The sequence below is a fragment of the Leptolyngbya sp. 7M genome (genome assembly GCF_018128485.1).
This window is the reverse complement of sequence record NZ_CP070897.1, coordinates 3,482,233-3,505,134: the sequence shown is the minus strand read 5'-3', so window position 1 is coordinate 3,505,134 and position 22,902 is coordinate 3,482,233. Positions and strand designations below refer to the sequence as shown.

General features: G+C 51.5%; 27 protein-coding genes. 16 read left to right on the top strand and 11 right to left on the bottom strand.

From position 1 onward, the window contains the following. Nucleotides 1-39: 39 nt before the first annotated feature. Together JVX88_RS17520 and JVX88_RS17515 are read right to left on the bottom strand one after the other, a co-directional pair. Nucleotides 40-741: an OmpA family protein gene (locus JVX88_RS17520; RefSeq protein ID WP_211619453.1), complete on the bottom strand. Its 702-nt coding sequence runs from the start codon at nucleotides 739-741 to the stop codon at nucleotides 40-42. Between the two features lie 361 nt (nucleotides 742-1,102). Next, nucleotides 1,103-1,639, bottom strand: coding sequence for a polysaccharide biosynthesis/export family protein (locus JVX88_RS17515; RefSeq protein ID WP_211619452.1), 537 nt, complete (start codon nucleotides 1,637-1,639; stop codon nucleotides 1,103-1,105). Nucleotides 1,640-1,912: 273 nt separating this feature from the next. On the opposite strand from JVX88_RS17515, the gene lipA reads away from it, so the two are divergent. The 3 genes from lipA (at nucleotide 1,913) to JVX88_RS17500 (ending at nucleotide 4,100) form a co-directional block, all read left to right on the top strand. After that, nucleotides 1,913-3,043 carry a lipoyl synthase gene (gene lipA, locus JVX88_RS17510; RefSeq protein WP_263975163.1) on the top strand — a complete coding sequence of 377 codons (1,131 nt, stop codon included), beginning with the start codon at nucleotides 1,913-1,915 and terminating at the stop codon, nucleotides 3,041-3,043. A 249-nt stretch (nucleotides 3,044-3,292) separates the two neighbouring features. Next, the gene (locus tag JVX88_RS17505; protein ID WP_211619451.1) at nucleotides 3,293-3,457 is read left to right on the top strand and encodes a hypothetical protein; all 165 of its coding nucleotides are present in this window, start codon (nucleotides 3,293-3,295) and stop codon (nucleotides 3,455-3,457) included. A gap of 55 nt (nucleotides 3,458-3,512) precedes the next feature. Beyond that, nucleotides 3,513-4,100: a hypothetical protein gene (locus JVX88_RS17500; RefSeq protein WP_211619450.1), complete on the top strand. Its 588-nt coding sequence runs from the start codon at nucleotides 3,513-3,515 to the stop codon at nucleotides 4,098-4,100. On the opposite strand, the gene JVX88_RS17495 is transcribed toward JVX88_RS17500, so the two are convergent. From JVX88_RS17495 to JVX88_RS17480, 4 genes are all read right to left on the bottom strand, one after another. Next, entirely contained in the window at nucleotides 4,029-4,778 is a 750-nt protein-coding gene (locus JVX88_RS17495) for a hypothetical protein (protein ID WP_211619449.1), read from the bottom strand. The genes JVX88_RS17500 and JVX88_RS17495 overlap by 72 nt on opposite strands. A 50-nt stretch (nucleotides 4,779-4,828) precedes the next feature. After that, nucleotides 4,829-5,761: a YeiH family protein gene (locus JVX88_RS17490; RefSeq protein WP_211619448.1), complete on the bottom strand. Its 933-nt coding sequence runs from the start codon at nucleotides 5,759-5,761 to the stop codon at nucleotides 4,829-4,831. Between the two features lie 50 nt (nucleotides 5,762-5,811). Beyond that, complete coding sequence (locus JVX88_RS17485; RefSeq protein ID WP_211619447.1) at nucleotides 5,812-6,519, bottom strand: DUF4197 domain-containing protein; 708 nt, start codon at nucleotides 6,517-6,519, stop codon at nucleotides 5,812-5,814. A 119-nt stretch (nucleotides 6,520-6,638) separates the two neighbouring features. Continuing rightward, nucleotides 6,639-6,887 (bottom strand): 2,3-bisphosphoglycerate-dependent phosphoglycerate mutase, encoded by a 249-nt coding sequence (locus tag JVX88_RS17480; RefSeq protein ID WP_317134660.1) that lies wholly within the window; start codon nucleotides 6,885-6,887, stop codon nucleotides 6,639-6,641. Between JVX88_RS17480 and JVX88_RS38565 the strand changes: the two genes are divergently transcribed. After that, nucleotides 6,810-7,283, top strand: a complete 474-nt coding sequence (locus tag JVX88_RS38565; protein WP_263975697.1) for a hypothetical protein — start codon at nucleotides 6,810-6,812, stop codon at nucleotides 7,281-7,283. The two genes, JVX88_RS17480 and JVX88_RS38565, sit on opposite strands and share 78 nt — an antisense overlap. On the opposite strand, the gene JVX88_RS17475 is transcribed toward JVX88_RS38565, so the two are convergent. Beyond that, on the bottom strand, nucleotides 7,268-7,666 hold the full coding sequence (locus JVX88_RS17475; protein ID WP_211619446.1) for a zinc-ribbon domain containing protein: 399 nt from the start codon (nucleotides 7,664-7,666) through the stop codon (nucleotides 7,268-7,270). The genes JVX88_RS38565 and JVX88_RS17475 overlap by 16 nt on opposite strands. A 229-nt stretch (nucleotides 7,667-7,895) precedes the next feature. On the opposite strand from JVX88_RS17475, the gene purD reads away from it, so the two are divergent. Continuing rightward, the gene (gene purD, locus JVX88_RS17470; protein WP_211619445.1) at nucleotides 7,896-9,206 is read left to right on the top strand and encodes a phosphoribosylamine--glycine ligase; all 1,311 of its coding nucleotides are present in this window, start codon (nucleotides 7,896-7,898) and stop codon (nucleotides 9,204-9,206) included. A gap of 41 nt (nucleotides 9,207-9,247) precedes the next feature. On the opposite strand, the gene JVX88_RS17465 is transcribed toward purD, so the two are convergent. Continuing rightward, nucleotides 9,248-9,796, bottom strand: coding sequence for a transporter associated domain-containing protein (locus tag JVX88_RS17465; protein ID WP_225931443.1), 549 nt, complete (start codon nucleotides 9,794-9,796; stop codon nucleotides 9,248-9,250). Nucleotides 9,797-9,821: 25 nt separating this feature from the next. On the opposite strand from JVX88_RS17465, the gene JVX88_RS17460 reads away from it, so the two are divergent. The 5 genes from JVX88_RS17460 to JVX88_RS17440 all read left to right on the top strand — a co-directional run bounded on the left by JVX88_RS17460 (nucleotide 9,822) and on the right by JVX88_RS17440 (nucleotide 15,159). Beyond that, complete coding sequence (locus tag JVX88_RS17460) at nucleotides 9,822-10,301, top strand: inositol monophosphatase family protein (protein ID WP_211628587.1); 480 nt, start codon at nucleotides 9,822-9,824, stop codon at nucleotides 10,299-10,301. A gap of 133 nt (nucleotides 10,302-10,434) precedes the next feature. Further along, nucleotides 10,435-12,663, top strand: a complete 2,229-nt coding sequence (locus JVX88_RS17455; protein WP_211628585.1) for an ATP-binding protein — start codon at nucleotides 10,435-10,437, stop codon at nucleotides 12,661-12,663. Between the two features lie 44 nt (nucleotides 12,664-12,707). Beyond that, nucleotides 12,708-13,403 carry an amino acid--tRNA ligase-related protein gene (locus JVX88_RS17450; RefSeq protein ID WP_263975602.1) on the top strand — a complete coding sequence of 232 codons (696 nt, stop codon included), beginning with the start codon at nucleotides 12,708-12,710 and terminating at the stop codon, nucleotides 13,401-13,403. A 2-nt stretch (nucleotides 13,404-13,405) separates the two neighbouring features. Then, a complete protein-coding gene (locus JVX88_RS17445; protein WP_211628583.1) occupies nucleotides 13,406-13,861 on the top strand; it encodes an OsmC family protein in 456 nt (151 codons plus the stop codon). A gap of 50 nt (nucleotides 13,862-13,911) precedes the next feature. Further along, nucleotides 13,912-15,159 (top strand): alpha/beta hydrolase family protein, encoded by a 1,248-nt coding sequence (locus JVX88_RS17440; RefSeq protein ID WP_211628581.1) that lies wholly within the window; start codon nucleotides 13,912-13,914, stop codon nucleotides 15,157-15,159. A gap of 49 nt (nucleotides 15,160-15,208) precedes the next feature. On the opposite strand, the gene JVX88_RS17435 is transcribed toward JVX88_RS17440, so the two are convergent. Further along, nucleotides 15,209-15,601, bottom strand: coding sequence for a DUF3060 domain-containing protein (locus tag JVX88_RS17435; RefSeq protein WP_211628580.1), 393 nt, complete (start codon nucleotides 15,599-15,601; stop codon nucleotides 15,209-15,211). Nucleotides 15,602-15,786: 185 nt separating this feature from the next. Between JVX88_RS17435 and gloA the strand changes: the two genes are divergently transcribed. The 3 genes from gloA to JVX88_RS17420 all read left to right on the top strand — a co-directional run bounded on the left by gloA (nucleotide 15,787) and on the right by JVX88_RS17420 (nucleotide 18,605). Continuing rightward, nucleotides 15,787-16,218: a lactoylglutathione lyase gene (gene gloA / locus JVX88_RS17430; protein WP_211628578.1), complete on the top strand. Its 432-nt coding sequence runs from the start codon at nucleotides 15,787-15,789 to the stop codon at nucleotides 16,216-16,218. 166 nt (nucleotides 16,219-16,384) lie between these two features. Beyond that, on the top strand, nucleotides 16,385-17,470 hold the full coding sequence (locus JVX88_RS17425) for a DMT family transporter (protein WP_211628576.1): 1,086 nt from the start codon (nucleotides 16,385-16,387) through the stop codon (nucleotides 17,468-17,470). 187 nt (nucleotides 17,471-17,657) lie between these two features. Further along, nucleotides 17,658-18,605, top strand: a complete 948-nt coding sequence (locus tag JVX88_RS17420) for a HEAT repeat domain-containing protein (protein WP_211628574.1) — start codon at nucleotides 17,658-17,660, stop codon at nucleotides 18,603-18,605. A 1,014-nt stretch (nucleotides 18,606-19,619) separates the two neighbouring features. Here the strand turns inward: JVX88_RS17420 and JVX88_RS17410 are convergent. Continuing rightward, complete coding sequence (locus tag JVX88_RS17410) at nucleotides 19,620-20,276, bottom strand: potassium channel family protein (protein ID WP_211628571.1); 657 nt, start codon at nucleotides 20,274-20,276, stop codon at nucleotides 19,620-19,622. A gap of 396 nt (nucleotides 20,277-20,672) precedes the next feature. On the opposite strand from JVX88_RS17410, the gene JVX88_RS17405 reads away from it, so the two are divergent. Further along, nucleotides 20,673-21,092 (top strand): helix-turn-helix domain-containing protein, encoded by a 420-nt coding sequence (locus tag JVX88_RS17405; protein ID WP_211628569.1) that lies wholly within the window; start codon nucleotides 20,673-20,675, stop codon nucleotides 21,090-21,092. 84 nt (nucleotides 21,093-21,176) lie between these two features. Then, nucleotides 21,177-21,413: a hypothetical protein gene (locus JVX88_RS17400; protein ID WP_211628568.1), complete on the top strand. Its 237-nt coding sequence runs from the start codon at nucleotides 21,177-21,179 to the stop codon at nucleotides 21,411-21,413. A gap of 18 nt (nucleotides 21,414-21,431) precedes the next feature. Here the strand turns inward: JVX88_RS17400 and JVX88_RS17395 are convergent, their stop codons facing one another. Further along, a complete protein-coding gene (locus tag JVX88_RS17395) occupies nucleotides 21,432-21,704 on the bottom strand; it encodes an acyl-CoA dehydrogenase family protein (RefSeq protein WP_211628566.1) in 273 nt (90 codons plus the stop codon). A gap of 82 nt (nucleotides 21,705-21,786) precedes the next feature. Between JVX88_RS17395 and JVX88_RS17390 the strand changes: the two genes are divergently transcribed. Then, the gene (locus JVX88_RS17390; RefSeq protein ID WP_211628560.1) at nucleotides 21,787-22,890 is read left to right on the top strand and encodes a lysylphosphatidylglycerol synthase transmembrane domain-containing protein; all 1,104 of its coding nucleotides are present in this window, start codon (nucleotides 21,787-21,789) and stop codon (nucleotides 22,888-22,890) included. Nucleotides 22,891-22,902: the final 12 nt, after the last annotated feature.

Here is a 22,902-nt window from a genome sequence, read left to right as displayed (position 1 = left end):
CACATCCTGAATACATGTCCTGAATACAGAGGTAAACAATCAAGAACTGCTGGTACGAACAATAATCTCAACTCGGCGGTTCTTTTGTCGTCCTTGAGGATTATCTGACCCATCCGGGTTCGTGTTGGGGGCTACAGGTTGGTTTTCTCCTAACCCTTCCACTATCATTTGGTCAGGATTCATATTTTTGTTGGTGGTTAGCCATTGTCGCACCGATTCTGCTCTGCGTTTAGAAAGGTCTAGGTTATAGGCATCGCTACCAATAGAATCAGTATGTCCGTTGATTTGAATTGAGGCATCGGCAAACCGTTGGATGATCGAACTCGAGATTTGTTGTAGGGCTGCTTCAGCATCGGGCCGCAACTCGGCTTTGTCAAAGTCAAACAAAATATCTGCTGGAAGTGTATATATCGTAGTGTTTTCATCCTGCTGGATTTTTACATTAGGAAACGTTACTTCAGGAAACTGGACTTGCGGAAAACTAGCTTCTGGGAAAATAATGCTTGGAAACTTAGCTTGGGGAAACTTAGCCTTTGGAAAATTGGCCTTTGGAAAATTGGCCTTTGGAAAATTGGCCTTTGGAGTATTTGCTTTTGGAATACTGGGTTGAGGAGTATTGACATGGTTCGCTGAATTGGTTGCTGAATTATCTTCAGTCGGTGAAGCCGTATTTCGTTGACCACCACAGGCGATCAGCATGAACATAATTAGGAAACCCGTAACAAGAGAATAAATTTTCATCGCCTGAACTAACGAAAGCATATGCTAATTGTTCAATGAAATTTTCTCTGTATCTTGCATTAATTGACTAACAATACACTTTGCAAAAGCCTAGCATAACCAAGCTGATGCATTCCAGTTTTAGAGGAAGTCGTATGAGTATAAATTTTTCGAGCCTATAAAGGCTGTGGAATGGGATGGTTTTGGCAAACTGTGCTCTTTGGATACTTTTCTACTGTATAAGTACCTCAGCATAATTAAAAACCAGATTCAAGACCCTGCACCGCCCGCTGCGCAGGGTTTTGGGTTTTATGTTTAATTATGCTCATCTACTTAAGCAGTTTAAAGTGAATAATCTCAGGTTTTTTGTCAGCCATGACCTTCAATCACAACCCGAATTTCCATTTGATAAAATGCTTGCGCTGGATCGAATCGACGCGAGCGGATTGGCCACCAGCTCGCGCATCGCATTCATGACCACCTGCTCGGCCTGGCGGACGCTCAAGCCGTTGAGGTTGAGCTCCCCAAGCTGCGGCAGGTTGATCGCGCCACGTGTATCGACAACTACCGGAAAGGGAACGGAGCGTCCCTCATCCGGGATGTCGAAGACGATGACCGTCAGGCGGTCGCCGGGGCCGATCCGGTACTCCGTGATCTCGGGAAGGAGGTCGTCGGGCCTGATGTCGGAATACTCAACGAAGTCGTCTCCCGGCCCCTCGATGCTGGCGATGCGCGTGAGGATGGGGACGCGGGCGGGCGTGTGCTCCCACCGGCCGACCACGCTGGGATCGAGCATGAAGCTGTCGGTCTCGCACCCGGCCATGCCCACCGCCACGCCGGCAAGGGCCACGACCTTCGCGACGGTACCCAGGCCGAGCTTGGAGGTCCGATACGTCGTACGGCTCGTGTGGCGATCCAAGGGGTCGGCTCCTTCTCGATCGGGTCGGGTCGTGCCAGCTCATGGCAGGGGATCGTTGGCCCCTGCGGGTGATAAACCTAACACTCGCGTACTCCCTGTCAAATCGGGTGGCGGAATCCCCACCCTTGACTGTCGCCCGTGCGGAAGGGGAGAGATCGGTGGGTGCGGTCGGGCGGAACGGACTTCCTGGAGCCCTGCCGGAGCATGGCCGAGTGCGGCATCGGACGCCGACCGCACCGGGAAGGGCATCGGCAGGGGCTAGAGTTGGCTTCCATGGCCGAGCAGGTCCCGACCGAACTCCCGCCCGCTGGCACCGATCCCATCGCCCGGACCCTGGCGCGTCATCCGCGTCCACTGGGCGGCGACCCGCTTCGTCGGGTGGATCGCCCCGTGGTGAGCCTCTCCGGGATGGTGCTCAACAACGACTCGAACCAGCAGTTGGCCACCAAGAAAAAACCTTCGTGGCTTCGGGCGAAGGTTCCCGGCGGCCCGGGTTATACCCGTCTCAAGAGCATCCTCAGCGAGCATCGCCTGCACACGGTCTGCGAGGAGGCCGGATGCCCGAACATGGGAGAGTGCTGGTCGCGCGGCGTGGCGACCATCATGATCCTGGGCGACACCTGCACCCGGGCATGCGGGTTCTGCAACGTCAAGACCGGCCGGCCCGCCGCCGTGGACAAGGACGAGCCGCGCCGCGTCGCCGAGAGCCTTCGGCTGATGCAGGAGGGCGCGCACCTCAAGCACATCGTCATCACGAGCGTCAACCGCGACGAGCTGCCCGATGGCGGGGCGGGCATCTGGGCCGAGACGATCCTCCGCACGCGCGAGCTCTGCCCGGGGCTGTCGATCGAGGTCCTCATCCCCGACTTCGAGGGCAACTGGGCCGCGCTGCAGATGGTGATCGATGCCAGGCCGCACATCATCAACCACAACCTCGAGACGGTTCGGCGGATGTATCCGGCAGTGAGGCCCAGCGCCAAGTTCGACCGCTCGATCGAGCTGCTCCGTCGGGTGAAGGAGCAGGGCCTGGTCGCCAAGACCGGGATCATGGTGGGCATCGGGGAGACCGACGAGGAGGTCATCGCGCTGATGCAGGAAGTGCAGCAGGGCACGCGCGTGGAGTCGGACCAGCCCGGCCGCGCCGACGCGTGCGACATCCTCACCATCGGTCAGTATCTCCAGCCCACGCGGAACCACCTGCCGATCGACCGCTGGGTGACGCCGGAGCAGTTCCGCGGGTTCCAGGAGCAGGGCCTGCGTCATGGATTCAAGGTGGTCGAGAGCGGGGCGCTGGTGCGCTCGAGCTACCACGCGGACCACCAGGCCGACGAGTTGACCGACGTCCTCGACGAGCGAGAGACGCAGATGCGTCGCCGCATGGCAGAGCTGCTCGGGCGCGGCTGACACCGATGGTCCGGCTCAACGTTGGGTGCGTGCCGGCCGACTTGGTATGCTCTCTCGCATGGCAGCGTACGCCGACGCCCTCGTCGCACCGATCCGCGAGAACGACCTCGAGCACGCGGGAAACAGGCGGGCGATGCCCCGAAGGTTCGGACCGACCAGGGCGCCCTCTCCGACGTCGAGAGCGAGGGAGTGGACCTCGACGCTCCGCTCCGCACGCCCTTTCCGAAACGCTGCGCCTCGAAACTCGGCGTGCCGATCGTGTTCGCTCGGATCATCGACACGATCAGGGTGCGCCACGTTCGTATCACCAGGACAGACTTGGCCGATCCCGAGGAAGAAGGCAGTGAGGGAGTCCGACACGATGGGCCTGGACGCGGAGCGCATGATCCGGTGTGGCCTCGGCATGATCGTTGAGCGCTGATCGGGGAGGCAGAGGCATGCTCGAATCGGCATCGGTCTCGGCTCGGCCTTGGGTTCGCCGGGCTGGAGTGCTGCTGATCGTGCTTGGGGCGATCGGCGTCGGCGTGCTGATGTACCTGGGACCGCAGTGGGCCAGGCCGTGGCACATGGGCGGAGTGCTCGCGATGGCGGGGCTCGGTCTGTGGTTGCTCCGCCTGTCACCCGACGCGGCGCGTCTCCGCCCGACGCCGACACCCCGGGCCAGCCTGCTCATGGCAGGGATCTTCTTCACCTTCGGCACGCTCGGCGTGCTCATGCTGCTGGTGTTCGAGAGCCCGCCACCAAGTCCAATCGGGGGCCTCGCGGCCTTGGTGGTGGCCGGGTTGATCGCCTGTGGATGGGCCAGCGCATTTGTCTTCCGATGGTGGTGGCTGATTCCGGTGGTCATCGTCTTCCAGATCCTGGCGCCGCTGAGGCTGTTCCGGCTGCTCCAGGCGTGGGGACTGCTCGACAACTGGTGGAACCTCAGCGAAGACGCTCGGCGCGGTCTGCTCGGCCTGATCGCGGTCGCGTCGGTCGTGCTTGGCTACGTGCTCGAAAAGAGCATTTCATTGCCGTCGATCACAGATACGAGCACTGCTCCTCCGGTAAGCTTTAGTGCTGTGCTTACCGATGCGGTGAGCCGCTCATTCACGCCTTCTTTGATCAGCAAACGATCAACGACAACCTCGATCGTGTGATTCTTTCGTTTATCGAGTTCGATAGCTTCATCCAGCTGACGTATCTCGCCATCAACGCGCGCTCGGACGAAACCATCCCGGTGGAATTTTTCCAGATCCTTTTTGAACTCACCCTTTCTTCCGCGGACCACGGGAGCAAGTATCATTACCCTCTCGCCTTCATCCAGTTCCATGATCCGGGCAATGATCTGTTCAACGGATTGGCGTGTTATTGGCGTTCCGCATCCATGGCAATGTGGCTGGCCGATAGAGGAAAAGAGCAGGCGAAGATAATCATAGATCTCCGTTACCGTTCCCACTGTTGAACGTGGCGAACGAGAAACGGTCTTTTGCTCGATGGAGATCGCCGGGCTTAGGCCTTCTATAGAATCAACATCAGGTTTTTCCAATTGATCTAGGAACTGACGAGCATAAGCGGAGAGTGATTCTACGTAACGCCTTTGGCCCTCTGCATAGATAGTGTCAAATGCGAGCGAGGATTTACCCGAGCCGGACAATCCCGTTATCACAGTAAACTTGTCCCGCGGTATATCTACATTGATATTCTTTAGATTATGCTGGCGTGCCCCGCGGACGTTTATCTGCTTGATGCTCATTACGGTGTAAAACTACTCTCTCTGCCAAAACGAGTATTATACCGCTCACCTTAAACAAAACGAAGAACCGCTGCGAGCGATGCGGATGCGATGATGATCCAAAGGATCGTCCCCAATGCGAACGGTCGCCAGCCGACATTTCTTAGCATTTCTCGTGAAAGACTAAGCCCGATGAGAAACAACGTGATCGTAAGTCCTGCTTTTGCAATATTTACCAATGAGTCAAAAACACTGGGGAGTATCCATGCAGGAGCAAATGTCCGAACAGCGGCGGCACCCACAAAAAAGAAAATGAACCAAGGTATTGCGATCTTTGCCTTTCCATTTCCCTTTCTATAGATAAACGCAAGAGCCAGAGCCAGAGGGATTATCCAAAGAGCACGTGCGAGTTTAACGGTAGTTGCGGTTGCCAAGGCCTCGCTGCCAAACACCGTTGCCGCACCCACTACAGAACTCGTATCTTGAATCGCTATTGCAGACCAAATTCCAAACTGCGCCTGAGACATTTCAAGGCCGTTCCCGATAATGGGGAAAAGAAATAATGCGACTGCGTTAAGAATAAAAATAGTCCCAAGGGACACCGACATCTCATCATTTTCCGCCTTAATGGCGGGGCCGACCGCAGCTATTGCACTTCCACCACAGATCGCGGTCCCACAGGAGATCAGAGTTCGAACACGTGACGGTATGTTCAGCAAGATCCCGAGAAGTGTTCCTATCAGCAAAGCACCAAAAACAACCGTTACAATGAAAAGGATCCCATCTTTTCCTGAGGCATAGACTGCACCCAGATTCATCCCGAATCCTAGCAAAGCGACCGAGGCCTGCAGCAAATATTTAGCAGGTTTACCGGAAAGATGAGGAAACGGATCTCCGAGCGTAAGGGCGATCACAAGACCGATCGCCAAAGCAAGCGCAGGAGATCCGTAAGGCGATAGCAAGAACAGGACAGCCAAAAAGAAAATGAGCTTTGCAACTGACATACAAAGCTCAAAAGTATAAAACGTATCTACTAAAAATAATAACGCTAAGCCTAGCGAAGAACACCGAAAACGGTCCGGAGTATCGCTGTCGTTCGCCCGATCGGGTCACGCCGGATCTTCTTCTCTTCCTCGGCGATAAGGAAGAACAGCCCATCCATTGCCTTCTCGGTGACGTAACCGTCAATATCGCTGGCATCCTCGCCGATCATTCGGCCGACGAATGAATATCTTCCGATCATTTCCTTATATTTCTGCGTGACGCCTACCTGCACTGTAAATTCCTCTACGATCGGACGGAACTTCTGTCTCAAACGATCTTCGCTCGTTCTTCTGAAGAATTGTGTCGCGGCATCGTCCTGTCCGCTAAACAGGATATTTCGAGCATCGTTGAATGTCATCTGCTTTGCGGAATCTAGGAAAATATCAACCGCGACCGGAACTGCCTTCTCAGCCGCGTGGTTCATAGCCGCGACAAATTCATCGACACGCTTTCCCTGGCCAAGAAAGCGCAGTGTACTTTCGGTCCGCTTGAGGCCGTTCGGCAAAGGGATACGGACGTCTGCATTATCGAGAAAGCCATTCTCGCGCCCAAGTTCGGCAACAGCATTCTTGATACCAACGCTCAGTGCCTCTCTAAGCCCCCGGCTGATATCCACGTTTGAAAGAGAGGTTTGCCTACGGGTCTGTGCGATTCCGGAGCCCGATGCCAGTATCGAAAATATCGCGATGAACGTAATGAACCGAAGTTTCCTCATCATTTTCACTATAAAATAAAAGATCGGCAGGACCGTTCCATACCGATCATTTCGATTAAAATATAAGGAAATTAGTTTACAACCGATTTCGTGGCGTCACACCCGAAATCGTTCAAGGTGGACTATTTAGCCTTTCCTTGATTAGCGACAGCTTCTTGGGCAGCTCTGATCGCATCTTGGTCGCCGAGATAATAGCTGTCGATCCGCTTAAGGTCAGAATCAAGTTCGTAAACGAGCGGCACACCTGTCGGTATGTTCAACTTAACGATCTCATCATCGGAGATACCGTCCAGATGCTTGACCAACGCCCGAAGGCTGTTTCCGTGAGCGGCGACAATAAGCCGCTTTCCTGCTTTAACTTTCGGCCCGATCTCGTTTTTCCAGTAAGGAACTACACGAGCGACTGTGTCATCGACAATCACATTCCGTCCTCCGATCCGGTATTGTTCTATGAGATAGACCTCGGGGATGCATCAGAATTTCGCGGAAAGCTTCGAATTCGGGGGGTTGATATAGACGGCTACAAGATACTTCGAACCGAGGCTCCGGCGGTGCCGAACGCGATCGCTGCGTTGCTTTTACATCTTCGCGACAGAACAGGGAAGATACCGCACGTTTATTTTGGCTGGAGTGAAGGAAACCCAATAATGTACCTGGCTAGATACATTTTGTTCGGAGAAGGAGACACGGCACCGGTAACCAGAGAAATATTACGGCAGGCAGAGCCGGATCCGGAACTAAGACCGAATGTTCACGTGGGCGGCTGATCGTTATTGCCGGCAGTTCCCAGAATGGAGGGATTCATCTCGATGAAGCAAGACCGGCAAAAAACTGGACGACCTTGAGACGGATAGAAAGGCACAGTTGTTTGCTCTTGACACTTCGCACATTTCACATGTACCTCTATTCGCTGCCTGATACCAGTTTCCTGTGCTGCCAAGATTGCGGCAAGACGGGCATTTTTGGCCTGCTTGCAATCCTTGCATCTTTTTGGCGGATTTTGAAGGCCTTTATCGCGGAAGAATACCTGTTCGCCTGCTGACCAGATAAAGTTACTGTCGCAGTCTATGCACAATATAGTAATGTCTTGAAATTCAGCTTCTGCCGCTAGGGAGGTTTGGCCGTTCACTTCAATTTCAACTGATCGCATTCCTACCCTCCTTAGTTTATCGCTGTCCGGTTTGGGAGTCATTGCCGTAGATTCGACCCCGTTGCCGCTTAACTGTAAGTGGAAGTTTGTAGTAGATTCTTACTAAACGGCCGGACCATCTTCCGTTCTGGTGAACGAACGAAAAACAGTCTGACGATATAACTATCGACTTCAGGTGTCAAGTTTAGGTTCCGATAACGATGTCCTAGGCCATGCATAGATCGGCTATATGAAAGTATTAGTTGTCGGTTCGGGTGGGCGTGAACACGCCATTTGTGAAAGGTTTGCCAAGAGTACGCGCGTAACCCATCTTTACTGTGCTAACGGAAACGGCGGCATCGCCGGCATTGCCGAAACTGTTGACATTAGACCCGATGATGTAGTTGCATTGGCCGACTTTGCATCGCTGAATAATATCGATCTGACGTTCGTCGGGCCTGAGGCTTCGCTCGCACTTGGTATCGTAGATGAGTTCTGCGCTCGCGGCCTTCAGATCATAGGAGCGTCGAGGGCGGCGGCCCGGCTTGAATCAAGTAAAGCTTTCGCGAAAGATCTCATGGCCCGGCATTCCATTCCAACGGCACGATATTACGTAGCTAGTTCGGGTTCGGAAGCGATCGACGTTCTTTCATCAGGCTTCTTTGGCGATGAGCTAACCCCAACGGTGGTAAAAGCCGACGGATTAGCAGCAGGGAAAGGCGTTGTCGTTGCAGCGGATCGAGCCAAGGCGCTCTCGGCTATCGAAGGAATGGGAGAACTTGTTGGGGAAGCAGCTGCATCTTCGATCGTTGTAGAGGAATGTCTGGTCGGCAAAGAGATTTCTCTGATAATGTTTTGCGATGGCGAGCACTTTGCACTTATGCCGCCCACTCGCGACCATAAGCGCATCGGCGAAGGCGATACTGGCCCTAATACCGGTGGGATGGGGACGATAACCGATGACTCCCTTTTAACCGATGCGGACCGCGACCGCATAGTTGAGACCATAATCCGCCCAACTTTAGATGGATGCAAGAAGGAAGGCTTTCCGTTCCGTGGGATCCTTTTCCTCGGGCTTATGATGACGGACGATGGTCCTAAGGTGCTTGAATACAACGTCCGCTTTGGCGACCCCGAAACACAGGCGATCCTTGTCCGCCTAGAAACAGATCTGGTCGATATTTGTGAGGCAATGCTCGAAGGGAGGCTTGATAAGCTTTTCATTCGTTGGAGAAAGGGAAGCTCGGCATGCATCGTGCTTGCCTCAGAAGGTTATCCGGGAAAGCCACGGACCGGAGACATCATAAGCGGCCTAGATGCCGCCGCAATGATGGATATAAACATCTTTCATGCAGGCACGGCTCTGGCTGCGGCTCAAGTATCGGAGAATGAATTGATCGGTGCGTCTGCCGAACCGCGGTACGTTACCGCCGGTGGCCGTGTTTTGGGGGTAACGGCCGTGGCAGATGATCTGGAGACCGCACTTGCTTGGGCGTACGCTGCTGTTGGTAAAATATCCTGGCCGGGAATGCAGTTTCGTCGCGATATTGGAAAAACGTGAGCGGAGTGTATTTTAATGTTATTCCGTAGGATCGTTCATCACTATTTGCCGGCTACTTTATCGTCTGAACCCTCGGACAATGTTTCATCCGATCCATCTGTGGACTCCGAGCGCCGCAAGCGGATAACTTGCAGCCGTTTTTCATCAGCCTTTAGTACCTCAGCATCGATGCCTCGCAGACTGAGTTTTTCACCGACCTTGGGGACGTATCCAAGATCGCTTGTGATCATTCCGGCGACCGTGGTGTAGTCTTCGTCCTCTAGTTCCAGCCCGAAAAGCCGTTCGATCTTGTCTATATCTGTGGAGCCGATAACGTCATAATATCCATCAGCACCTTCGATTATCTCGATGATCTCTTCTTCCTCTATGTCTTCGTCCTCGATCTCGCCTACTATCTCTTCAACGATATCCTCAACTGTCACGATTCCCGCGACGCCCCCGTATTCGTCTATCACGATAGCTATTTGGACGTGATCGATCTGCATCTTCTTTAAGAGTTCTGCTGCAGATTTAGTTTCCGGCACAAGATACGCGTCGCGGAGCATTCCATCGATCGTCTCATCCTCGCGGCCGGCTGCCCAAGCCTGCAAAAGGTCCCGGACATAAATCGAAGCGGTGCTTGCTATTACTCCTGCCCAATACATCTACTGCTATGCGCTGCGAGGCCAAGGCTGTTGGCAGGGGCACTTAGACGATCCACTAGACGCCTGCCAGCCGTTGCAGATCTCCCAACCCGATCCGACCATTTTCCTGGGCTGGGTAATGGGCCATTTGGCTCCCTTCCTAAAAGACCGCTACAGGGTGATCGACATTGCTAGCTCCTATTCCAACCAGGTGCAGGTCCCATTGATTAATGGCATGTTAAGCGGTGAAGTCGCAGGAGCAGTGCTTAAGGCCGGACAGTGGATCGACAGTGCGGCGCTAGCCTTTATGGCTAAAGAAGCAGGGGGACTTGTAACAACACTAGAGGGCGAAGCTCTGCCACCTCTCTACACCTGTCAAGAGTATCGCCGCTCCGGACTGATCATTGCCGCATCCCCATCTGTCCACCAGGATCTATTAGCAGCAGTGCAAGCAGCCAGCCAATCGATATAACCTATCGGAACTCGTTCTCTGTAGGATTGAGAGTTCTCACGTTGGCACGGGAATTTTAGTGTAGGTCAGTGGCAGTTCCCAAGTTAGAGCTAACGGTGCGAGCCGGACTCGCAAGCTGAAGTTGAGGTAAGTGGTGTTCAATCGGAAAACATGGAACGGTAAATTTAAACACCGCAGGCCGGTATCCCTGCGAGCCATTCTTTTGATACCATTTGTTTTGCAAATTGCTGGAGCGGTGGCGCTGACTGGATACTTATCGCTTCGTAACGGGCAACAATCCGTCAACCAAGTAGCTAGCAGGCTGAGGAACGAATATAGTAACCGGATCAATCAACATCTAGAGAGCTATCTGGTATCGGCTCGGCATCTTAGCCAAATGAATGGTACTGCAATGGAATTGGGATTGCTCAATCCTAAAGACTTAGATGGGTTAGGGCATTTGTTTTGGCGGCAGATGCAAATTTATGATGCTGGCTACATCAATTTTGTGGCTGACGATGATTTTGTAGCAGCCGGTCGCTTCTATCCAAATAGTCCTATCACAATCGATCTAATGTCTCCTCAAAAGTACGGGACTAAAGATGTCTACAGTTACACCACCGATCAGGTAGGCAATCGTCTGCGGTCTCAGACGGTAGTGCAGAATTATGACTTCAAGCGAGAACGCTGGTATCAAGCGACTGTAAAAGCGAGTAAGCCAACCTGGACACTGTTTCAATGGGAAGTTGAGCCTTACTATCTTTCCCTGGCTGCCAGCTATCCGGTTTATGATGCCAAGCGCAACCTCGTGGGAATTAGTTGGACCGAGCAACGCCTGTGGGAAATTAGCCAATTTTTGCAACGACTGAATGTTAGCTCAACGGGTGGAACCTTCATCATCGAGCGCAATGGCCTGCTAATTGCCAGTTCAACCAGGGATGAACCCTTTGCGATGGTGAATGGCAAACCCAAACGCTTAAATGCCAGCGAGAGCCAAGATCAACTGATTCGTTCAACAGTCGCCTATTTGCAGCAACATTTTGCTGGACTAGACCAAATTCAAAAAGCAGACCAGGTCGATTTTCAGAGCAACGGTGAACGACAGTTTGTGCAGGTAACGCCGTGGCAAGATGTGTGGGGCATCGACTGGCTGATTGTTGTGGTGATGCCTGAGTCAGACTTCATGGGCCAAATCAATGCCTACACGCGCACGACGATCTTGCTGTGTCTTGGAGCCTTGGTGCTGGCAACCTTACTGGGACTATACACCTCCCGGTGGATTGCCAAACCGCTGCTGCAATTAAACCAGGTATCTAAAGCAATTGCTGCCGGACAGCTTGATCAGTCGGTGAACGAGTCGAACCGAGTTGGAGAAATTGGCGAACTGGCAAAATCCTTCAATCAAATGGCTCAGCAACTGCGGGCCTCGTTTGGAGCACTAGAGCAAGCGAATCGCGATTTGGAACAGGCCAATGAAGAGTTGGAAACTCGTGTACATGCCAGAACCGAAGAATTGTTCAGTGCCCTGCAAGACCTGAGACGCACGAAAGCCCAATTGGTGCAAACTGAAAAAATGTCCAGTTTAGGACAAATGATTGCTGGCATTGCCCATGAGATTAATAATCCGGTGAATTTTATTCATGGTAACCTCAACCATGCTCGCGACTATATTCGGGATTTGTTGGCAGCCGTACAGCTTTATCAGAAACACTATCCCTCACCTGATGCAGAAATTGTGCAGCATTCGGAAGACGTAGATTTAGACTTTTTGACAGGAGACCTGCCAAAGTTACTAGATTCAATGCAAGAAGGCACACGGCGGATTCGGGAGATTGTTTTGAGCCTGCGCAATTTTTCTCGGCTAGATGAAGCAGAAAAGAAGCATGCTGACATCCATGAAGGCATTGACAGCACGCTGCTAATCTTACAGCATCGGTTGAAACCGAGATTGGATCGGCCCGGTATCGAGGTGATTAAACAATACGGTCAACTGCCGTTAGTTGAGTGTTATCCAGGTCCCCTCAATCAAGTATTCATGAATATTCTTGCCAACGCCGTCGATGCGCTTGAACCCTATTTGCAATCCACCAGCTCAGTTTCTCGGCCAGCTACGCTCACAATCACAACCTCTACTGTTCAAGATCAGGTGTGGATCTGTATTGCCGATAACGGTATGGGGATGGCCGAAGCGACTCGGGCGAAACTCTTCGATCCCTTTTTTACCACTAAACCCGTAGGTAAGGGCACCGGCTTGGGGTTATCGATCAGCTACCAAATTGTGACTGAACAACACCACGGCTCCTTGAGCTGTACCTCTGCCCCCGGCGAAGGGACCGAATTTGTGATCGCGATTCCGATTCGGCAGCTCCCTAACCTCAACTAGCGTCTAGCTGCAAACTCTCTGACCAGTTCCGATGAAAGTGACGGATACCTGCAGAGAAATCAAAGACGCGGCGGCATTTGACCGAGTTCTGGATGGTCGAGCCCGAGGTCGCCTACGCCGGATACGAGGACATGATGGATCTCGGCGAAGGGCTGATATTGTTCATCGTCGATCGCGTGCTGAACGACCGTAGGCAGGAACTCGCCACGCTGGAACGCGACACGACAGTTCTGGAGGCGATCAAAGGGCCTTTCCCCCGTTTGCATTACGACAAGTGCGTCGAAATGCTGCAAGAAGGCCACGAGAAAGGTGAGCTCGAGAACAGATTCGAGTGGGGCGGCGATTTTGGTTCGCCCGACGAGACCTATCTTTCGAAACAGTTCGGTCTGCCGGTTTTCGTGCATCATTTCCCTACCGCGATCAAAGGTTTTTATTTCGAGGTCGATAAGGATCGCCCTGAGTGCGCCCTTGGCATCGACCTGCTCGCACCCGAAGGATATGGCGAAATAATCGGCGGCGGCGAACGCGCGGCGAATCTCGATTATCTGATCTCGCAGTTAAAACATCACGGCTTGCCGCAGGAGATATTCGAGTGGTATCTCGACCTGCGTCGTTACGGCTCGGTCCCGCACGCCGGTTTCGGCATGGGCATCGAACGCACCGTCGCCTGGATGTGCGGCATCGAACATGTCCGCGAAACAATTCCATTTCCGAGAATGTTATATAGATTGAGGCCTTAATTATGTCTATTTACACCGCAAAGATCGCGTGGACATCCGACTCGCCAGAGACATTCACAAACAACCGCTATTCACGCGGTCACGAATGGTCGTTCGATGGCGGTGTGACCGTACCGGCTTCGAGTTCGCCGCAGGTCGTTAACCGATACTCGGTTGAGGAGGCGGTCGATCCTGAAGAGGCTCTGGTGGCTTCGGCTTCGGCGTGTCATATGCTGACATTTCTTTATTTGGCCGCGAGAGCAGGCTTTCGGGTCGATTCATACACGGATAACGCTGTCGGCGAGATGTCGGCAAATGAAAACGGCAGGCAATGGATGTCAAGGATCATACTTGATCCTCAGATCGAATGGGCCGGCGACAAATTGCCGACCGCGGACGAGATCGCTGACCTGCATCATCGTGCCCATCAGGAATGCTACATAGCAAATACGATCATGTCTGAGATCGTCATAAAGTAAGCGACGGAGATTTATTTTATTGCCATATATCCCAACAAGGAGGAAAAGACATGAGGTCTATTTTGAGACGCACCATCTGCGGTTCGTTCTTTATCGTCTTATCAACATTGGCGGCTTTTGGCCAGCAGTTGATCTCGTCTTCCATCAACGGAACGATGACGGCGGCCGAGGTGAACGAGCGAATGGCCAAAGCCTATGGGAAACATTCGCCATCCCCAACCAATACGGCCATAGAACTTTTCAAGATCACGTACGCTTCGCTCGACGCGAAAAGTAAAAGAGCAAACCTCACCGGTCTCGTTGTGTTGCCAGTGGGTGGTGCTCCGAAGGGGCTAGTTGTTTATTGCCACGGCACGACCGTGGATCGGGATCGTTCGCCGTCAAGGTTCACAGGCACGGGGGAAGCTCCTGAAACTATTGAGGCTATAACCGGATTTGCTTCTGGTGGCTATGCAGTCGTACTCCCGGACTACATCGGCATGGGCGATCATAAAGCCGCTCATCCATATCCTTTAAGTAAAGTCAATGCACGATCTGGCGTCGATATCATCCCGGCCGCACGCGAACTGATGCGTCAGCGTCAATATAACGCCGGGCCACAGCTTTTTATAACCGGTTATAGCGAAGGCGGCGGTGTCGCAATGGCTCTGACTCAGGCTCTTCAAGCGATGACTGGTAAGGAGTACGAAGTAACCGCATCAGCTCCGGCGGCAGGACCTTATGATCTCTCAGGAGCCACCCGGGTCTCGATACTAGAAGAAACCGGCGAGCAGGTCGGCTTCATACTGCGGATATACCTTACCTCATATGGCGTCAATTATTTGGTCAAGGAAAAAGGAATGCGGTGGCGCGATTTCTTCAAACCGACCCTTGCCAATGCACTTGCACTCAATTACAACCTGGGTCCAAGCGATGACGGCCTGATCAGAAATATTGGTGTTACAACAGCTTTAATGCGTGCTAATAATCGGCTAGACAACGTAATGCAGCCTGCATTCCTATCAGCAATGCGGCGGAATGATGCAAAGAATCAATTTGTTCGAATGCTGAAAGAGAATGACGTCTTCGATTGGTCCCCGCGTCCACCGATGCTCTTAATCGCGCTTGAAGGAGACACAGTAGTAACGGAGAAAAACACAGAAAATGCCTATAACGCGATGCGCCGCCGAGGAGTGCCGGAATCCCGACTTCAGAAGTACATTTTCCGAGATCCTGAACTAAACCATCTGAATGCGGTCGCGCCTTCTCTATCCAAGGCCCGAGTTTTCTTTGATGGTGGTTTTAATGCGGTAAGGTAAATATTTTTTGTGAGCCACATTGCGGATCAGTTTCTAACTGCTTATTAGCTTAATTTACAGCGTCCTCAGCCTTAACTGATCTTTCGACCGTGTTATCCCGTCCGTTGTTTGTGATAATGGGGCGTTTTCCGTTAAGAAACTTAGAATAAGTGATGGTGTTCTTGTGGCCATTCAAAACAATTTCGGATGTCGCCGCGATGTTGACCACATTCCCATCTCCATTGACCATAACCTGACTGCATCCGCCCAAGATATCTATCTTCCGATCAAATGCGTTTATAGTTATGCGATTATGGGCCGAACAGTTGACACGAGCCGGATCTTTTGGTGAGTCAACGGAGATGTTTGGCCCGTTCTTTGAGGTATCGATGGTCACAATATCTGCGGGGTCGATAGGTTCCTCAGTCGGCTGGGGTCTTGGCAACGGTGTCGGCGTGCTCACATACTTCTCCACACCGTTAATTAAAAACCAGATTCAAAACCCTACAGCGCCCGCTGCGCAGGGTTTTGGGTTTTATGTTTAATTATGCTCACCTACTTAGTAGAACAACTGGCTCTCGATTTAGAGAAATCGAGCCGGAGCAATCAAGCGCGATTACACGCTCAATCACTTACAAGGAGAACCCTATGCGTTTACTGCACACCATGCTGCGCGTCGGCAATCTAGAAGAATCGCTGAAGTTCTACTGCGATGTGTTGGGCATGAAGCTGCTCCGCCAAAAAGACTATCCAGGCGGTGAGTTCACGTTAGCCTTTGTCGGCTATGGCGATGAGGCGGATCATACGGTGCTAGAGCTGACCTACAACTGGGGAATCGATCACTATGACTTGGGCAGTGCCTACGGCCATATCGCAATTGGTGTGGATGACATCTACCAAACCTGCGACCGCATCAGAGCATTGGGAGGCAAAGTCACTCGCGAACCAGGGCCGATGAAACATGGCTCCACGGTGATTGCATTCGTGGAAGATCCAGATGGCTACAAAGTCGAGCTGATTCAGTTAGGCACGCAGGGATCGGCTGCTGAACGTCAGACGGCTACAGCCCAAACCGTTTAGCGCCAGATAGAATTTAAGCGGTTTGAAACAGCCGTAAGCAAGGAGAACTCAGTCTAAGGCTGAATTGTAGGGGGCGAATTGTAGGAAATTTAACGTTAATTTCCTTAACAGAAATACATAATTGACTACAATCAGGTAAATACCTAGGACTGAACCCGACTAGCCCATGCACATCAAGCTAACTGAGTCAAGATTGCCCTTCGCTCCGCTGCTGCTGATTGCGCCCTTCTTCCTGTGGGGCACAGCAATGGTCGCGATGAAGGGGACACTGCCCCACACAACGCCCCTGTTTATGGCAGGCGTGCGGCTGCTGCCCGCAGGTGGATTAATCCTACTGGCTTCACTCTGGATGGGAAGACCCCAGCCGAGGGGCTGGTTGGCTTGGTTCTGGATCAGCCTATTTGCTTTGGTGGACGGTACCCTATTTCAGGGCTTTTTGGCCGAGGGCTTGATGCGGACCGGAGCCGGACTCGGTTCGGTAATGATTGACTCTCAGCCGCTGGCGGTAGCGCTAATGGCCCGTTTGCTGTTTGGTGAGCAGGTGGGGCTGTGGGGTTGGTTAGGGCTATGTTTTGGCGTGGTAGGCATCAGTTTGTTGGGCATTCCGCAGGACTGGTTGTTGGGCTTCTGGCAGGGCAATGTGGCGCTGGAGCAACCGTCGATTGTGGAGGCTGTGTTCCAAAACGGTCAGTGGTTGATGCTGCTAGCTGCCCTCTCGATGGCCGTGGGAACCGTGATGGTACGGTATGTTAGCCGCTATGCCGATCCGGTCACTGCAACGGGCTGGCACATGATTCTAGGGGGCATTCCCCTGTTTCTTGGCTCTGCGGTTTGGGAAGCGGATCAGTGGCAGTATCTACAAGGCTCAGATTGGGTTGCTCTGGCCTATTCCACTATTTTTGGTAGTGCCATTGCCTACGGCTTGTTCTTCTATTTTGCATCGAGCGGCAACCTGACGAGCTTTAGTTCACTCACCTTTTTGACACCCGTGTTTGCCTTGCTGTTTGGCAATTTGTTTTTGGCCGAGGTGCTGGATCCATTGCAGTGGTTTGGTGTGGTTCTGACCTTGATCAGCATTTACCTAATTAACCAGCGGGACCAGCTAGAGCAACGGATTCAAGCTTGGCGGCAGTGGCTTTCGGGTACGGGTGAAGCATTGCCAAAACCGGATGGGGCTGACCTAGCCGATCTATCAACCGATTTACCAACTGTGCGATCTGCAGAAGCCGAATCGGAAGCTTCGTCGCTCTAAAAATTCTGCTAAATGGGTGTTGCTTTACCTGTTATCTCTAGCTTACTGATTGCCCCTGTGATCGTCCTAGCGGTTGCAGGGGCTTAATATAGAAAAGTCATACCCCAAAGTCCTGTGGACAGGGAAACATGGCTTGAGTTGACTTATTTTCTGTTTACCGTTGGTCTGTAAACAGCTTTTCGATGCTATGGTTCATCGTTTCAAGTTATTGCTAGTGGCGGCCTGTCTGAGTCTGGAGCTTTGGGGACTCAGAGAAACAGCTAGCGTTCAGGCAAGTCCAGCCCAACCGAGTCCGGCTTCAACGGGTTCGGTTCAGTCTAGCTCCATTCCGGCTAAGGCTAAGGTCAACGCTCAGGCCAATCCTCCAGCGAACAAAGCCAGCTCGGCTGCAGCCAGGCCAGGTTCAGCTAGTCGCACCAAGCCAGTTGCTAATCCAGTTGCTAATTCGGCGGCCAATTCAGTTCCACCAGAGCCAGCTTCTACCCCAACGCCTACGGCCAATGCAGCTAATTCCTCTGGAACCATTCAGTTGGGGTGGGTGATGCTTGCCCTGCTACTGACGGGTGGAGGAGTGGCAGTAGGACGCCGTTCCTGGCAACGCCGCTCGTCTGATCCAGCTCGACAGGCTGACTCAAAGACTAATTCCCTTGCACCAGGAGCCGTTCAAATACTCGATCCAAGCTCTTCTAATCCGGCTAATCCGGCTACTGACCAGACTAACATTCTTCCAAAGGCCGTTCAGCCGGACAATTCGCCAAGCGAGAGCCAAATTTCAGACATTGCAGTTTCGGCTCCTCCACCGGCAGATATATCAATCTCAAATACTCAATCTGATATTCAATCTGACATTCACGCTGCAGATTCGATCAGCGTCACACCAACAACCCGCCTCGCGAAGGTGGATATTGTGCAAGCCCTGATCGCCGATTTGCACCATAGCGATGTCGCCAAGCGACGTAAAGCCATCTGGGAATTGGGCCAGCGGGGCGATTCGCGGGCGATTCAGCCTTTGGTAGATTTGCTGGTAGATGCAGATTCTCAACAGCGCAGTTTGACTGATTCCGCCGTCGCCACCTGTGCCAAGGCCACTTTTCGCTGCCGAACCGCCGTTTCCTGGGATGCTCTGGCACTTTGAAGGGTCGCTGTAGCGCCTTGCAATTGGGGCGTGGTTTGGTCGGGTCTCAGTGTTGTAATTGGAGTGCCTCGCCCAACCCGATCGCCGGGCTGCACTAAAATGTCCTGAATTTGTCCCTGAACTTCTGGCCGAACTTCAACAATCTCAGCGGCCTGCAGCGTACCGACGAATTCAGACGCCTCTTGCACTCGTCCTGGCTCAATTCTCTGCCATTGCACAGGAATAGCCGTGGGTGCGCTGGACTGCTCAGACGAGTTCGATTGGCTGCATCCTCCTATGAGTGACGCGGACAGCAACACCGTACTCAAGAGAGACTTAGAAAAACATTCAATTAATTTTGTAATCATTGCTTCGCAATCCTGGCAAAGACCGTAGCAGTTCACTTTACCAACTACTTCACAAAAAGATGACCAAGTAACTATAGAAAACTCTAGATGGATCAGAGCCTGAACCTATCAGATCGCCAATTAAACCGCTTGAAAGTCACTAATTCGGATCCGTGAAAAAGCCTATCTATCCAGCTATCAGCTCAGCTTTTACACCAATCCCCTAAAAGCAGCATTAGTTAAAATGATCCTTAACATACTCATTTACATTTGATACCTAGTTTACATTTGATACCCATTCACATTTTGACATCTTGGCAATCGTACCAATAGTAGTAACATAAAAATTTAATTTGCTCAAACTCGTTAAATCAGGGGGTGGATTGTAAAGCCTTGCAGATTCTAACGCTATCAAAAAACGGCAAGATCGATACAAATGGCTCGACCTCTTTGGAAGCCGTTTTGTTTGCGGCGCAATGCCCTACCAATGCCGCAAAACCAATTCCTCAAGTAAGAACTAAGTAAGAACTATAGATCACGCCCCCTCCGCCTCCACCTCCCGCGCTACGCGCCGCTGACGCTAGAACTAAGGGGAGGATGGGTGGGGTCTGAACTGTAGCCAGACTTTAGAGAATCGCGCTAGGGAATGAGCTGGATCGGTCTATGTGCAGTTTATTTTATGTGCAGTTTATTTATAGAGACTCACTAATCGAGCAATAAACACCGCTGGATAGATCACACCTACCATTCCTTCCAAATTGGCTAAGACTCTGGCAACCCTGCTGGCAGGAGAGATATCTCCGTAACCCACGGTAGTGAGGGTGGTAAAGCTGAAGTGGGCCAAATCCGCTCTGGTGAGAGGGGTCGATGCAGCAGTGAAGGAACTGGCGTCGAAACTGTAAACAATCTCATATAGGGCAGCCCACAAAAACCCCAGTAAAAGATAAATGCAGATGCCTCCTTTGATAATGTCAGCTGTTACCTGCTCAACAATCGCTAATTCTCGCAGAATCAAATAAACAGACAACACGAGAAACGCCAAGAAGATAACCATGCTAGCGGTTGCTAAAACGCGACGGTCATTTGGCAAGTGGGCAAGCGAATCACTAAGAATTCTCAGCAGCAGCGCCAGGAACACTAAACCGATGTGAACCTTGAGTGCCCATTGACTGTGCTGAATTTGGTAGACAACGGTAATCAAGCCCACCAGAAATACGAAAAGAAAAATCAGGATTCCGATGGACTGCTCTTCCACAAATGGAGACAAAAGATAGATCAGAATCAAGAGGGTCAGGAGGCGATTATACTTATTTTCTGCGGCTCGAATCAGCTCATGAAATCGCATAGCATCAATGGGTTAAGCCTGATAATGAAGGACTCAGTGAGGGACGTTACCAGCGGTACAGGGTCGAGTCCTTTCAAAAAAGCCCTTTCAAAGAACCTCTTAATAACGGCTCTCAATAATGGGTATACATTGAAGAAAATCTGCTTGACAGAACTTAGAATCGGTGCTGTAGGAATACTTAAGAATTAATAAAATATGACATAGGCTATCAAAAAGCAGCAAGTAATGAAGATAATATCAGCACAGAGTAACTGAGATAGTGAGGATCAAAAACCAAAGGTAAACGTTTAGGGGTTTTTAACGGTTGCATCTCGTTAGGCTACGGGCTAACTCGAAGCTAATCTAGCAGAGTACTAGCTCAACAGTATGCTATGCAAAAGATTACACGATTCTCGTATGCCAAATCTTCTCGCTTTTAGCCCAATTAGTCCGGCGGCTTCGACAAGTGACCGCAGCCAACTCATGAAGCGAGCCGAGGCGATGATTATGGAGAATCTCGATCGCCCCTTGAGCGTTCATGACCTATGCCTGGAGCTGCACATCAGTGAGCGCACGCTTCGCTATTATTTTCAGGACTACTTTGGGATGTCCCCAATCGCTTATCTGAAAACCCACCGTCTCAATGCGGTGCATCGTCAGCTCAAGTCATCAACGGCAGCTCAAACGACCGTTACCAACATTGCGATTCAATGGGGATTCTGGCACATGGGGCAGTTTGCCAAAGATTACAAATCTATGTTTGGAGAATCGCCTTCTGAAACCTTGCGAAAGTTGATTGAGTCAGCTCCAGATTTGCAGAATTTTGATAGCCCTTGAACGAGGGGCGCAATGTATGATTACACCACCCTCTACCCAATCTCTACATTGATGTTCATGTAGAACAAATCGAAAGCACTCATCATGGAAATCTCACGCCCTAATCAAGAATTAAGCGCCGCAGAGCAGCAAGAACTTGAAAGATTGAAAACTATCATAGAACGAGCCACTGCAGACGGAGTGATTACCCGAGCGGAGCGCGATCAAATCTCGGCAGCCATGAGAGCCGATGGCAAAGTTACGGTTGCAGAATTGGAGCTTGTGAGAACATTACTGCGTGCCAAGGTAGAGCAAGGAGGGTTAACGCTTGACTATACCTGATTATTTATCTCTAGTAATTTACCTAGCAAGCTCCTCGATCGCGACAATTGCATTGAATATCGTCGAACCGGCCCCGCCGTATTCTTCAGGTGATTCGATCGCCATCAGGCCCAACTCAAAACATTGTTTGATCAGGTCCGGGTCAAGTTTAGATGAATGTTCCATCGCCTCAACACGAGGGCGAACTTCTCCTTCGGCAAACTCACGGACCGAGGCCCTGAAAAGTTCCTCTTCTTCGGTAAGAACTGTCAATCCTGCTGTTGAAAGGGCTGTTCCTGCGGCAGTGCTCATATTTGGCTTCCTATAAGGTTTTGTTATTCGTATTTGATTAAAATACCATTCTAATCAGCCAAAAAAGAATAGGCAACGAGACGTGAATCCGGGAACCCCAATCACACAAGCGGCAGAATTCGCACCCAAACCCTCAAGAAAGGCCCGAAATTTAAAGTTCATCGGCATTTTTTTGACGATTTGCGGAATCGGTCTGTTTGCCTATCTTGTTTATTCGGTTGGTATTGCAGAAATTGCAGGCAACATAGGAAGATTCGGCATTTTAGGCTTCCTTGTCATTTTGTCTATCTATGCCGTGAGAGTGTGTTTACGAGCTGCTACTTGGAAATTGTCGGTATATGAACCATACCGTTTAAAGATGCGTGATACGATTCCGGCGGTAATGATCGGTGAGGCTATGAGCAGCACCATACCGCTTGGCATTGTCGTAAGCGGCACAGCGAAGGCAGTGGCGGTTCGAAGGAAAGTCCCGTTGGTTGTTGGTCTATCGTCAGTGGCGACCGAAAACCTTTTCTACAGTTTTACGACGACCGTTTTCCTTATCTCGGGGGCTTTCGTATTTGCCAGATGGTTTGCACCAGATCCAAATACAGTTCTTTTGATCGACATACTTATCGGGCTCATGATCGGAACGTTGGTTTTTCTTGCATTGCTTATAATTCGGCAGTGGCATTTCGCAAGCGAATTTTGTGAATGGCTCTACAGACGGGGCCTTTTGACCTCGATCCTTGATACGGGCCGCGTACAAGTACGACTTTTCGAGAACCTGATATACGGCTTCTATAGACGACATCCGGATCGCTTCATCCCGATAGTTCTGATGGAGATTGCATTCCATTTTCTGGGGATCGTTGAGGTTTGGTTCATTCTCACACGCATTGCTGAACCCGCCAGCCATATGGTCAATGCATTTCTGCTTGAATCAGTAAGCCGTCTGATAACAATAGTCTTCAAACTTGTTCCTTTTTTGATAGGTGTCGATGAGGCAGGAGCTCAGTTCGTAGGAGAAGCTGTTGGCATAGGGGCTGCTATCGCAGTTACGCTCGCGATCATAAGGAAAGGCAGGATCCTTTTTTGGTCGGCACTCGGCTGGCTACTGATAGTGAATCGCGGACTGGGGATCCGTCGCATTTTTCACGGCAGATCCTCACTTGGAACACATACCAATATCGGACAAGATCGATAACCTCACCAATAC